We start from the raw sequence: 11,914 nt of genomic DNA on the forward strand, positions 1-11,914 counted from the left end.
TCTCGCCGTTGGACGTCTTGAGGGTGAACAGACCGCCGTCGACGGTCCCCTTGCCCTCGACGTCGATCTTCTCGCCCAACATCGTGTTCTGGAGGCCTGGGCCGCCGCGCCGGACCGTGCGCGTCAGTTGACGTTGACGCCGCTCCAGGCCGCCGCGACGGCCTTGTACTCGGTGCTGTTGAGGCCGTACAGGTCCTTGGCCGCGCTCAGGGAGGCGGTGCGGGCGCCCTTGTAGGTGGTGGTGGAGGTCATGTAGACGGTCAGCGCGCGGTACCAGATCTTGGCGACCTTCTGGTTGCCGATGCCGGCCACCGTGGAGTTGTTGCAGGTGGGGCTGTTGTAGGTGTAGCCGTTGATGGTCTTGCTGCCGCTGCCCTCGCTGGCCAGGTAGAACCAGTGGTTGCCGACGCCCGAGGAGTTGTGCACGTCGAGCTTGCCGACCGAGCTGCTCCAGCAGTCCGCCGACCGGCCGTCGAGCGAGGGCTTGTCGAAGCGGCGCAGCCACGGCGGGGTGGACTGGTCGCTGAACAGGTAGTCGGGGGTGTCCACCTTGTTGTTGGCGTACCACTCCACCATGGTGCCGAAGATGTCGCTGGTGGACTCGTTGAGGCCGCCGGACTCGCCGCTGTAGCGCAGGTTGGCGGTGGCGCTGGTGACGCCGTGGGTCATCTCGTGGCCCATGGTGTCGAGGTCGACCTGCTCGGGGTCGGTGCTGCCGTCGCCGTCGCCGGTCATCATGCAGAAGCAGCTGTCGGACCACTGGGCGTTGTCCCAGTTGGTGCCGACGTGGACGAAGACGGTGGCGCCCTTGCCGTCGTTCTTGATGCCGTTCCGGCCGAAGGTGTTCTTGTAGTAGTCGTACGTCCAGGCGGTGTTGGCGTGGGCGTCGACGGCGGCGGTGGAGCGGTCGGTGGAGAACTTCTTCCCGTCGCCCCAGACGTTGGTGGTGCTGGTGAACGCGGTGCCGGAGCCGGCCTTGAGCGCGCTCGCCGCGACGTTGTTGGCGTCCTTGGTGACGTGGCCGCGGACCGAGTCCTTGAGGGTGTAGCCGCCGCCGCTCTGGGCGGTGGTGTCGATCGTGATGTCGCCGGTGTACTCGGAGTGGCCGGTGCCGGAGGCCTGGTGCTCGGCGTCGTAGGTCTCGATCTGCTCGCCGGTGGTGGCGTCGGTGACGACCACCTTGCCGGCCGGCTGGCCGTGCTCGCCGGTGCCCTCGACGGTGGTGCGCCAGGCGAGCCGGGGCGTGCCGTCGGCGGCCCAGACGACCAGTTCGGGCGTGCTGGTGGCGTCCTGGACGCCGGGGGCGGCCGTGAGCGCGGCGGAGGCGCCGGCCTGCGCGGGCACCTTCGGGACGGTGGACCCGACGGCGGCGTCGTGGGCGGCCGCGCGGGAGGAGTCCTTGAGCCGGCCGCGGGCGTCCTGGTGGACGACCAGGTCACCGCCGACCACCGGCAGGCCCTGGTAGGTGCGGTCGAAGCGGACGTGCTGGGTGCCGTCGGCGTCGAGGACGACGTCCTTGACCACGAGGTCCTGGCCGGCGCCGAAGCCGAACACCCCCGCGTTGTGGGTGACGTTGGCGCGGGCCTGGGATATCGCGGCCTCGCGCATGCCGGGGGCGGCGGAGGCCGTGCCGGTGGGGACGGCGACGGCGACGAGGGCGGCGACGACCGCGATGGCTCCGGCCGCGAGGGGGCGGCGGGAGGAGGAGGTGGGGCTCACTCGGACTCCAGTCGGGGTAGCTGCAGGGAAAAGAGCTGCGACCGACATTGACGGCGATCAGTCAGGTAGAGCTAGAGGAATGGTCATATCTTTGCCAAGTTGTGTCCTGTTCAAATCAAAAGTGAGCAGAAATCAACACCCGTGCCGCATATGGCCGATCGCGTTCCGACGCATGACGCACGACCTGACGAGGCCCTAGGCTCGCCCCCATGGACGGATGGGTGGGGGCCTGGACCGGCGGTCGGGCGGCTGTCCACGTGGGCAACGTCGCGGACTTCAACGAGCAGTTCTTCGCCCCGGGCATGGACGCCGCCCAGCGCGCCCGACGGCTGCGGCAGGCACACCACTACGCCTGCCTGGCCACCTGCTACAGCCCCGAACCGGCACTGCTGGTGCTGCCCGCCGAGGTCGGCCCGGAGTGGACCGACTGGCTGGCCCGGGAGCTGGAGTGGGGCCCGGTCGAGGTGCACGGCGGCGTCGCGCCCGAGCGGACGGTCGCCCGGGCGCTCGCCGAACGGCCGGCCCTGGCCGCGCGGATCGCCGCCCTCGGTCGACCGGTGGTCACCTGGGGCCGCACCGCCGCCCAGGGCGAGGGCCCCGAACTGGCCGCGGTGCACCGCTACGAGTCCAAGGCGGCGGCCCACGACCTGTTCGCCGAACTCGCCCCCGACCACCCGGGCGTCGTCGTCCCCCGGCAGGAACGCCCGGACGGCCGGGGCCGGGCGGCCCGCCGGCTGACCGCCCGCGCCGCCCGGGGGCTGACCACCGTGCTGAAGAGTCCGCACGGCGTCGGCGGCTACGGCACCGTCGTGGTGGAGCCGGCCGACCTGTTCGCCGCCGGCGGCGGCCGGGCCCTGCTGCGGCGCCTGGTCCGCTCCGAACTCCTGCCCGCCCGGGGCGGCCTGCTGCTGGAGGAGCACGTCGACCCGGGCCCGGCCGCCCGGCTGCGCGACCTCACCTACGACGCGCTGGTCGGCCCCGACGGAGCCGTGCACCCGGTGGGCGCCGGCGACATGCGCGTCACCGGCACCCGCTACCAGGGCGTCACCGTCGGCCCCGACGCGGTGCCCCGGGGCGCCGCCGCGACGGCCCGCCGGTTCGCCCTCGCGGTGGGGGAGCGGCTGGCCGCCGAGGGCTACCGAGGCTGGTACGACGTGGACTTCGTCACCGACCGGCGGCGCCGGCTCGCCCCCACCGAGATCAACCTGCGGCTCACCGGCCCGGCCGTGGCCTTCATGCTGCGGGCCCGACTCGACCAGGTGCGGGGCCCGGGCCACCTCGTCCGCACCCTGGACGCGATGCCGCTCGGCGCCCGGCTCGCCCCGGGCGCGCTGCACGACCACCTCGACCGGCTGCGGCCGCGCTGCGCCCGGCTCGACGTCACCCTCCTGCCGCTGATCCCGACGGCGGGCCACGACCCGGAGCCCGCCGTCGGCCTCGCTCTCGCCGGGCCGAGCACCGAGGCGCTGGACGCCGCGCAGGCGCTGCTCACGGCCGCGCACCACGGGCTGGCCGGGATGTTCGAGGCGCTGCGCTGACCGGTCGTCAGCGCAGGCCGTCACCGCCGAGCGGCCGTCACCGCCGGCGGTCCAGGGTGAGGTTGCGCGGGGCGACCACCAGGGTGGCGCCGGAGCCCAGCGCGCGGACCCAGTCGGCGGTGAAGACGTCGAACTCCAGGCTCGACGTCTGCAGGATCCGGTCCGCCGGGGACAGCCCGTACACCTCGTGCCAACCCCGGTACGCGGACAGCAGGTTGCGGTGCTCGACCAGGGCCCCGGCGGGCAGGCCGGTGGAGCCCGAGGTGTAGAGGACGCAGGCGAGGTCCGTCGGGCCGGCGGGCGCCCCCGGTGGGTCGGACGGCTCTTCGGTGAGGTCGGCCGTGTCCAGGCAGACGATCCGCGCCGGGCCCGCGTCGGCGAGCCGCACCCGGTGGCTCTCCTCGGTCACCACCAGGTCCGGGGCGGCGTCGGTCAGGACGTGCCGCAGCAGCGCGTCCGGCGCGCTCGGCTCCAGCGGCACGTACGCGGCGCCCGCCTTCAGCACCGCGAGCAGCGCGACGTACACCTGCGTGCCGCGGCCCAGGGCCACCGCCGCCCGGCCGCCGGGGGCCAGGCCGCGCGCCGCCAGGTGGCGGGCCAGGGCGTCGGCCCGCGCGTCCAGTTCCCCGTACGTCAGCTCGGCATCGCCGCAGCGGACGGCCACCGCCTGCGGTGCCTGCCCGGCCCGCAGTTCGACCAGCCCGTGCAGCGTGTCGGCCGCCCGGTCCTCGGCCGCTTCCCCGTCGGTCGGCATCGGCGCTCCCCTCGTCCCCTCCGAATGCCCAGATCATCCTCCCAACTCCCGCAGGGTGACAGGGTTCTGGAGCGTCCACTCCTCGGACGGCCCGGACCCGCGTGCGGTGACGGTTGTACTCTGCACGCAGACGGTCGGCGCCGGCCCGTCCGGTACGGCGCTTCGCCCGCGCCCTGTCCGGCGCCGCACCTCGGAGGTCCGCCCCCATGAGCTCGTCCGTCCCGTCCTTCGACGGCCCGCTGCTGCGCACCCAGGACGTGGACGTCGTACGTGACGGCCGCCACCTGCTGCGCGGGATCACCCTCGCCATCGAGCCGGGCGAGCACTGGGCGCTGCTCGGCCCCAACGGCGCCGGGAAGTCGACCCTGCTCGCCCTGCTCGGCGCGGTCTCCCACCCCACCCGGGGCGAGGTGGACGTGCTCGGCCGCCGGCTCGGCCGGGTGGACATCCGCGAGCTGCGCGCCCACCTCGGACACGTCAACCCCCGGCACCCGCTGCGCTCGCCGCTGAGCGTGCGCGAGGTGGTGCTCACCGGGCACACCAACACGATCGAGCCGGAGTTGCACCGCAAGCCCGGCCCCGAGGTGCTGGAGCGGGCCGAGCAGCTGATCGAGACGCTCGGCATGGGCGCGATCGCCGAGTCGGCGTGGACCACCCTGTCCCAGGGCGAGCGCGGCCGGGCCCTGATCGCCCGCGCGCTGATGCCGAGCCCCCGCCTGCTGCTGCTCGACGAGCCCGCCACCGGGCTGGACCTGACCGCCCGCGAGCTGCTGCTGGACAGTCTGGACCTGCTGCGCCACCAGCACCCGGAGCTGGCCAGTGTGCTGGTCACCCACCACCTGGAGGAGCTGCCGGAGAGCACCACCCACGCCCTGCTGCTGCGGGACGGGGAGTGCGTGGCGGCCGGGCCGGTGGACGAGGTGATGACCACCGAGCTGATCAGCGTGACCTTCGGCCACCCGATCCGGATCAGCCGGCACGAGGGCCGGTGGACGGCCCGGGCGGCCGCGCGGCGTACGCCGGGGCGCTGACGGGTCCCGGTCGGGGCATGGGCAGGCTGGGCGGGCTGGGCGGTCGGCCCGCTTCCGACGGGGGCGGGTATGGACGTAAAAAAGTTTTTACGTAAGGTATGCCTTAGCTAAGGCGGGGTTGTCGCTGGTTCGACGCCCCCACCGGTGCTCAGCCCTGCCCCGCCCTGGCACACCCATGCCCTTTTCCGTTGGAGCCCGCATGTCCGCCCGTCGCCGTTCCACCGCAGCCGCGCTGCTCACCCTCGCCGTGGCGACCGCCACCCTGGCGGGCTGTGCGGCGAAGAAGGACGACAAGGCGGGCGGCGCGGACGCGGTCAAGATCAACGCGACCGACACCGCCTGCGAGGTCTCCAAGACCAGCTTCCCGGCCGGCCACGTCGTCCTGGACATCAGCAACAAGGGCGCCAAGACCACCGAGGTCTACGTCTACGGCGCCGGCGACAAGATCATCACCGAGCGCGAGAACATCGGCCCCGGCACCAAGGCCACCATCAACGCCGAGATCAAGGCCGGCTCCTACGAGATCGCCTGCAAGCCCGGCATGGTCGGCGACGGCATCCGCCAGAAGATCACCGTGACCGGCGAGGGCGCCAGTGCCGCCGCCGCCGACCCGCGCCTGACCGCCGCCGTCGACGCGTACCGCACGTACGCCCAGCAGCAGGCCGACGCCACCATCCCGGCCGTCGAGGCCTTCGCCGCCGCGATCAAGGCCGGCGACGTGGAGAAGGCCAAGTCGCTGTACGCGCCGTCGCGCACCGGCTGGGAGCGCACCGAGCCGGTCGCCGAGAGCTTCGGCGACGTCGACCCCAAGACCGACACCCGCGAGGACAAGCTGGAGGCCGGCCAGGAGTGGACCGGCTGGCACAAGCTGGAGAAGTCGCTCTGGGCCGACGCCAAGATCGGCGACGACGAGAAGAAGCTCGCCGACCAGCTGGTCAACGACCTCAAGGACTGGCAGAAGAAGATCCCCGAGGCCGAGATCACCGCGACCAGCATGGCCAACGGCGCCAAGGAGCTGCTGGACGAGGTCGCCACCAACAAGATCACCGGCGAGGAGGACCGCTACAGCCACACCGACCTGGCCGACTTCCAGGCCAACGTCGAGGGCGCGCAGAAGGCCTACGAGCTGCTGAAGCCGGTCGCCGCCGAGAAGGACCCGGAGCTGGCCAAGACCCTGGACTCCGAGTTCACCGCGATCCAGGCCCTGCTCGCCAAGTACAAGCAGGCCGACGGCACCTTCACCTCCTACGACAAGGTCACCGAGGCCGAGCGCAAGACCTTCTCCGACGCGGTCAACTCGCTGGGCGAGCCGCTGTCGAAGCTGGCCGCCGCCGTGGTCGTCAAGTAACGACCGCGGCCCCACCCGAGCACCGTCCCCACCCCACCGACGCCGTGGCGGCCCGAAGCGGCCGCCACGGCATCGGCGAGTCAGCACAGAGAAGGATCCGCCCGCCGATGGACGCCGAGAACGCCAAGGGCACCGAGAACCCCGAGAACCCCGAGGGCACCGCGAACGCCCCGGCCGCTGCCGCCGGGGGCGCCGTCAGCCGACGGGCCGTGATCGGCTGGGCCGGCGCGGGCGTCGCGCTCGGCGCCGCCGCCGTCGGCTCGGTCGCCGCCGCCACCCGGCAGGACGACCCCGCCCCGGCGGCGGCCGCCCAGACCGGCGCCGAGGTGCCCTTCTACGGCGAGAACCAGTCCGGCATCGCCACCCCGGTCCAGGACCGCCTGCACTTCGCCGCCTTCGACGTCTCCGAGAAGGCGACCCGCGAGTCGCTGGTCAAGATGCTCAAGGAGTGGACCAAGGCCGCCGCCGCGATGACCGGTGGCCGCGAGGTCGGCACCGGCGCCGCCGACGGCCTGCCCGAGGCGCCGCCGGACGACACCGGTGAGGCCCTCGGCCTGCCCGCCTCCCGGCTCACCCTCACCATCGGCTTCGGCCCCACCCTGTTCGACCAGGACGGCGTCGACCGCTTCGGCCTCCGCGCCAAGCGCCCCGAGGCCCTGATCGACCTGCCGAACTTCAAGGGCGACAAGCTAGACCCGCTGCGCAGCGGCGGCGACCTCTGCGTCCAGGCCTGCGCCGACGACCCGCAGGTCGCCGTGCACGCGATCCGCAACCTGGCCCGGATCGGCATGGGCACCGTGAACATCCGCTGGTCCCAGCTCGGCTTCGGCAAGACCTCCTCCACCACCCCGGACGCCCAGACCCCGCGCAACCTGCTCGGCTTCAAGGACGGCACCCACAACATCGCGGGCACCGACGGCGCCGGGCTGGCCGAGCACGTCTGGGCCGCCCCCGGCGACGGCCCCGAGTGGATGACCGGCGGCTCCTACCTGGTCGCCCGGCGGATCCGGATGCACATCGAGACCTGGGACCGCGCCTCGCTCAAGGACCAGGAGGACACCTTCGGCCGGACCAAGGGCGAGGGCGCTCCCTACGGCAAGGCCAAGGAGCACGACGCGCCGGACCTCAAGGCGATGCCCGCCGGCTCGCACGTCGCCCTGGCCCACCCGGACGCCAACAACGGCCTGATGATCCTGCGCCGCGGCTTCTCCTTCACCGACGGCACCGACGGCCTCGGCCGCCTGGACGCCGGCCTGTTCTTCCTCGCCTACCAGCGCGACACCCGCAAGGCCTTCGTGCCGCTCCAGCAGCGGCTCGCGGCCGGCGACAAGCTCAACGAGTACATCCAGCACGTCGGTTCCGCCCACTTCGCCTGCCCGGCGGGCGTCCGCAAGCCCGGGGAGTGGTGGGGCCAAGCGCTCTTCGGCTGATCCCCCGCCCCGTTCAACCCCCCGAGGAGAGTGCCGTGTTCGGCAACTACCTGATCGGCCTGCGCGAAGGCCTCGAAGCCAGCCTGGTCGTCTGCATCCTGATCGCCTACCTGGTCAAGACCGGCCGCAGGGACAAGCTGCCGCCGGTGTGGATCGGCGTTGCATCCGCCGTGGTGCTCAGCATGGCCTTCGGCGCCGTGCTGCAGTTCGGCTCCTCGCAGCTCACCTTCGAGGCCCAGGAAGCGCTGGGCGGCTCGCTGTCGATCATCTCGGTCGGGCTGGTCACCTGGATGGTGTTCTGGATGCGCCGCACCGCCCGGCACCTGAAGACCGAACTGCACGGCAAGCTGGACGCGGCCATCGCCATGGGCACCACGGCCCTGGTGGTCACCTGCTTCCTGGCGGTCGGCCGCGAGGGCCTGGAGACCGCGCTGTTCATCTGGTCGGCGGTGCAGGCCACCAACGACGGCTACAACCCGCTGATCGGCGCCGCGCTCGGCCTGCTCACCTCGGTGGTGCTCGGCTGGCTGTTCTACCGCGGCGCGCTGAAGATCAACCTGGCCAAGTTCTTCACCTGGACCGGCGCGATGCTGGTGGTCGTCGCGGCCGGCGTGCTCGCCTACGGCGTGCACGACCTCCAGGAGGCCGGCTGGCTGCCGGGCCTGCACAGCGTGGCCTTCGACATCAGCAGCACCATTCCCAAGGACAGCTGGTACGGCACCCTGCTCAAGGGCGTGTTCAACTTCCAGCCGGACCCGACCGTGCTGCAGCTCGTGGTCTGGCTGCTCTACCTGGTGCCGACCCTCGCCGTGTTCTTCGGCCTGTTCGGCGGCAAGGCGAAGCCCGTCGCCGCCAAGCCGGCCGCCTGACCCCTCCGTTCGGCGAACCGCCCCGCCCCGTCCGGCACCCCGCCGGGCGGGGCGGTGTCGTGTGCGGCGCTATGTCCCGTACGGGCACGCGGCGCTATATCCCGTACACGCAGAGGAAGACGATGAAGGCGACCAGCCCGACGGCCGCGGCGATCCACGGGCCCGGCGCGAACTCCTGTCGGACGTACCCGGCGTCGTGCGTCTGCGACAGGTGCTGGGAGGCCTTCGCCTGCGCACCGAACGTCGCCGACCTGCGGTAGCCGCAGCTCTCGCAGACCACGCGCCGGGTGTTGTTCCGCCCCGAGACGACCTTCACCGCGTGCTGGTGCCCGTGCGGGTCCTCGCCCGTGAACCGGCTGGTCTCCATGCCTTGGCCCCCTTCGCCTCGCCCCTGTGCGCGCGAGCATCCTTGCACGCACCACCGACAGCCGTACCCCGGTGGGACCGGGATACGCCGGAGCCCCGGACGGTCCTCGACCGTCCGGGGCTCCGGCGCGCTTGCGGGGGGCGTCTACTCGCTCTTGATCGCGCCCAGGATGTCCATCCGGGCGGCCCGGTGGGCCGGCCAGAGGGCGGCCAGCAGGCCGATCACCGCGGCCGCGACTAGGAAGCCGACGATCTGCAGCGGCGGCACCACGGTGGTCATGTTCTTGAACGAGTCGGCCATCGTGCGGTTGCCCGCCCAGGCCACCAGGATCCCGAGCCCGATCCCGACCGCGCCGCCGAACAGCGCGATCAGCAGCGACTCCAGCCGGACCATCCGGCGGATGCCGATCCGGTCCAGGCCGATCGCCCGCAGCATGCCGATCTCCCGGCGCCGCTCGAATACCGACATCGCCATGGTGTTGACCACGCCGAGCACCGCGATCACCACGGCCATCCCGAGCAGCCCGTACATCATGTTCAGCATGCCGGTGATCAGCTGACGGTTCTCCGCCTTGATGTCCTTCTCGCCCTTGACCGCGATCAGCGGGTTGCCGCCGGTCGCGTCGCGCAGCGCCTGCTTCAGCTTCTCGTCCGCGCCGTTGGCGCCCTTCACCAGGACCTTCGCCGGGCCGGAGCCGGGCAGCGCGTGCGGGCCCACCACGTTGTCCGGGGCGATGATGTTGGCCAGCGCGCTGTTGGCCTCCAGCACGGCGCCGACGGTGAGCGAGCCCTTGGTCTTGTCCGGGTAGGTGACGGCCATGGTGTCGCCGACCTTGAAGCCGAGGCGTTCGGCGGTGCCCGAGCTCATCATCAGCTTGCCCTGCTTGAGGGCGTCCGCCGAGCCGTCCTTGACCTTGACGGTGGCCAGCTGGCCGATGGTCGCGGCGTCGACGCCCGTCAGGAACTCGTAGTCGGAGTCGCCCTTGTCGGTCGTCACCCGGATTTCGCGCATCACGCTCATGGCGCTGACGCCGGGCGCCTTGGCGATCTGGCTGGCGACCTCGGGGGAGAGCTTCGAGCCGTTCTGCATGGCGACCGTGAAGTCGGCCTTGAGGTCGTTCGCGGTCGCCGCGTCGACGGCCTTGTTCACCGAGGCGCCGACCACGGTCAGCGCGGTGATCAGGGTGACGCCGATGGTCAGTGCCGAGGCGGTGGCCGCCGTCCGGCGCGGGTTGCGGATCGCGTTCTCCTGGGCCAGCTTGCCCGGCGTGCCGTAGACCTTGCGCAGCAGCGGGGCGAACAGCGCGATCAGCGGCCGGGCCAGCAGCGGGGTCAGCACGAACACGCCGATCAGCAGGGTGCCCGCGCCGAGCCCGACCAGCTTGTACTCCTTGCCGCCCGCGCCCGCGGCCAGGGCGCCCGCGCCGGCCAGCGTGAACAGCAGGCCGATCGTGTTGCGCACCCGCAGACTCTTCTGGGTGGCCGGCTGCTCGACCGAGCTCATCGCGGCCACCGGGGCGATCCGGGCGGCGCGCACGGCCGGCAGCAGGGCGGACAGCACCGTCACCAGGACGCCGACGGCCAGGGTCACCGCGATGGTGAGCGGCTTGATCACCAGCGAGCCCTGCGGCATGGTGTCGTCCATCGCGCTGACCAGCGACTGCATTCCGGCGCCGATCCCGATGCCGGCGAGCAGCCCGGCCGCCGAGGCGAGCAGGCCGACCAGTAGTGCCTCGACCAGCACGGAGCGGGTGATCTGCCTGCGGCTGGCGCCGATCGCCCGCAGCAGTGCGAGTTCCTTGGTGCGTTGGGCGACCAGCATGGTGAAGGTGTTGGCGATGATGAAGATGCCGACGAACAGTGAGATGAAGGCGAAGACCATCAGGAAGGTGCTCAGGACCTTGGTGCCCTGCTGGATCATCCGGTCCTGCTCGGCGGCGAGCTCGCGCCCGGTCTTCGCCTCGATCGAGTCGCCCTGCGGGGCGGTCTGCTTGACGGCGGCGAGCAGCGCGGTGTCGTCCGCGCCCGGCTTGCTCTTGACGTCCAGCTCGGCGTAGCGGCCCGGGCTCAGGTAGAGCTGCTGGGCGGTGGCGGTGTCGAAGGCGGCCAGCGAGCCGCCGGCCAGCACGCGCGGGTCGTTGGTGGTCAGGGTGCCGGTGAGCTTGAGCTCCATCACCGGGCCGTTGACGGCGACCCGGACGGTGTCGCCGACCTTGTAGCCGCCCTTCTCGGCGGTATTGGTGTCCAGTGCGATCTCGCCCGAGCCGTGCGGGCCGCGGCCGTCGACCAGCGGGTAGCGCGGGTCGGTGCCGTCGGCGCCCGGCACGTAGTTGGTGCCGGTGGTGGAGAAACCGTTGCCGATCAGCGCGCCCTTCTTGTCGGCGATGCCGGCGAAGCCGCTGACCACGCCGCGCGCCTCGGCGGCGCCGGGCAGCGCCGCGACCGCCTTGCGGATTTCCTCGGTGAGGGCCGGGCCCTCGGAGTCCTCGCCCGTGTGGTCGTAGGCCTGGCGGGCGGCGTCGCGGTCGCTGACCGTGACGGCGATGTCCGTGTAGCTCTTGGAGTTCTGAGTCCTGAGCGCGTTGCCGAAGGTGTCGGAGAAGACCATGGTGCCGGAGACGAAGGCGGTGCCGAGCAGCACGGCGAGCATCGTCATGAGCAGTCGGCCCTTGTGGGCCAGCACGTTGCGCAAAGCGGTGCGGTACATGAGGGGGTGTCAGTCCTGGGGGTTCTCGAAGGTCGGGGGCGCCGGGGCCAGCGGGACGCTCTAGCTGGTGCGGCCCTTGGCGTCGAAGCGGCGCATGCGGTCCAGGACGGTGTCGGCGGTGGGGTGGTGGAGTTCGTCGACGATGCGGCCGT

The 11,914-nt window shown here is 72.3% G+C and carries 9 protein-coding genes and 1 pseudogene; 5 read left to right on the forward strand and 5 right to left on the reverse strand.

Annotated elements, in window-relative coordinates; genetic code table 11:
- Positions 1-123: 123 nt before the first annotated feature.
- Positions 124-1,719: a M4 family metallopeptidase gene (locus AB0O82_RS37975; protein WP_363589508.1), complete on the reverse strand. Its 1,596-nt coding sequence runs from the start codon at positions 1,717-1,719 to the stop codon at positions 124-126.
- A 209-nt stretch (positions 1,720-1,928) separates the two neighbouring features.
- Between AB0O82_RS37975 and AB0O82_RS37980 the strand changes: the two genes are divergently transcribed.
- Positions 1,929-3,257 (forward strand): hypothetical protein, encoded by a 1,329-nt coding sequence (locus tag AB0O82_RS37980; protein WP_363589510.1) that lies wholly within the window; start codon positions 1,929-1,931, stop codon positions 3,255-3,257.
- Positions 3,258-3,294: 37 nt separating this feature from the next.
- Here AB0O82_RS37980 and AB0O82_RS37985 read toward each other — a convergent pair whose 3' ends face one another.
- Positions 3,295-4,011: an AMP-binding protein gene (locus tag AB0O82_RS37985; RefSeq protein WP_363589512.1), complete on the reverse strand. Its 717-nt coding sequence runs from the start codon at positions 4,009-4,011 to the stop codon at positions 3,295-3,297.
- Between the two features lie 206 nt (positions 4,012-4,217).
- On the opposite strand from AB0O82_RS37985, the gene AB0O82_RS37990 reads away from it, so the two are divergent.
- The 4 genes from AB0O82_RS37990 to efeU all read left to right on the forward strand — a co-directional run bounded on the left by AB0O82_RS37990 (position 4,218) and on the right by efeU (position 8,689).
- On the forward strand, positions 4,218-5,042 hold the full coding sequence (locus AB0O82_RS37990) for an ATP-binding cassette domain-containing protein (protein WP_363589514.1): 825 nt from the start codon (positions 4,218-4,220) through the stop codon (positions 5,040-5,042).
- A 199-nt stretch (positions 5,043-5,241) separates the two neighbouring features.
- A complete protein-coding gene (gene efeO / locus AB0O82_RS37995) occupies positions 5,242-6,390 on the forward strand; it encodes an iron uptake system protein EfeO (RefSeq protein ID WP_363589516.1) in 1,149 nt (382 codons plus the stop codon).
- Positions 6,391-6,497: 107 nt separating this feature from the next.
- Complete coding sequence (gene efeB, locus AB0O82_RS38000) at positions 6,498-7,820, forward strand: iron uptake transporter deferrochelatase/peroxidase subunit (protein WP_363589518.1); 1,323 nt, start codon at positions 6,498-6,500, stop codon at positions 7,818-7,820.
- A 35-nt stretch (positions 7,821-7,855) separates the two neighbouring features.
- Complete coding sequence (gene efeU, locus AB0O82_RS38005; RefSeq protein ID WP_363589520.1) at positions 7,856-8,689, forward strand: iron uptake transporter permease EfeU; 834 nt, start codon at positions 7,856-7,858, stop codon at positions 8,687-8,689.
- Between the two features lie 94 nt (positions 8,690-8,783).
- Here the strand turns inward: efeU and AB0O82_RS38010 are convergent, their stop codons facing one another.
- From AB0O82_RS38010 to AB0O82_RS38020, 3 genes and pseudogenes are all read right to left on the reverse strand, one after another.
- Positions 8,784-9,056 (reverse strand): hypothetical protein, encoded by a 273-nt coding sequence (locus tag AB0O82_RS38010; protein WP_363589522.1) that lies wholly within the window; start codon positions 9,054-9,056, stop codon positions 8,784-8,786.
- A 144-nt stretch (positions 9,057-9,200) separates the two neighbouring features.
- Positions 9,201-11,762: an FtsX-like permease family protein gene (locus tag AB0O82_RS38015; RefSeq protein WP_363589524.1), complete on the reverse strand. Its 2,562-nt coding sequence runs from the start codon at positions 11,760-11,762 to the stop codon at positions 9,201-9,203.
- A 60-nt stretch (positions 11,763-11,822) separates the two neighbouring features.
- Positions 11,823-11,914, reverse strand: a pseudogene (locus AB0O82_RS38020) (ABC transporter ATP-binding protein); the annotation flags it as partial.

The sequence above is a fragment of the Kitasatospora sp. NPDC088264 genome (genome assembly GCF_040685715.1).
Classification (GTDB): Bacteria; Actinomycetota; Actinomycetes; order Streptomycetales; family Streptomycetaceae; genus Kitasatospora.

Excerpts from the sequence above, each read along its gene's own strand:
- AB0O82_RS37985 (WP_363589512.1), bottom strand. The coding sequence starts at position 4,011 with ATGCCGACCGACGGGGAAGCGGCCGAGGACCGGGCGGCCGACACGCTG.
- efeB (WP_363589518.1), top strand. The coding sequence starts at position 6,498 with ATGGACGCCGAGAACGCCAAGGGCACCGAGAACCCCGAGAACCCCGAG.
- AB0O82_RS37980 (WP_363589510.1), top strand. The coding sequence starts at position 1,929 with ATGGACGGATGGGTGGGGGCCTGGACCGGCGGTCGGGCGGCTGTCCAC.
- AB0O82_RS37990 (WP_363589514.1), top strand. The coding sequence starts at position 4,218 with ATGAGCTCGTCCGTCCCGTCCTTCGACGGCCCGCTGCTGCGCACCCAG.
- AB0O82_RS38010 (WP_363589522.1), bottom strand. The coding sequence starts at position 9,056 with ATGGAGACCAGCCGGTTCACGGGCGAGGACCCGCACGGGCACCAGCAC.
- efeO (WP_363589516.1), top strand. The coding sequence starts at position 5,242 with ATGTCCGCCCGTCGCCGTTCCACCGCAGCCGCGCTGCTCACCCTCGCC.
- AB0O82_RS38015 (WP_363589524.1), bottom strand. The coding sequence starts at position 11,762 with ATGTACCGCACCGCTTTGCGCAACGTGCTGGCCCACAAGGGCCGACTG.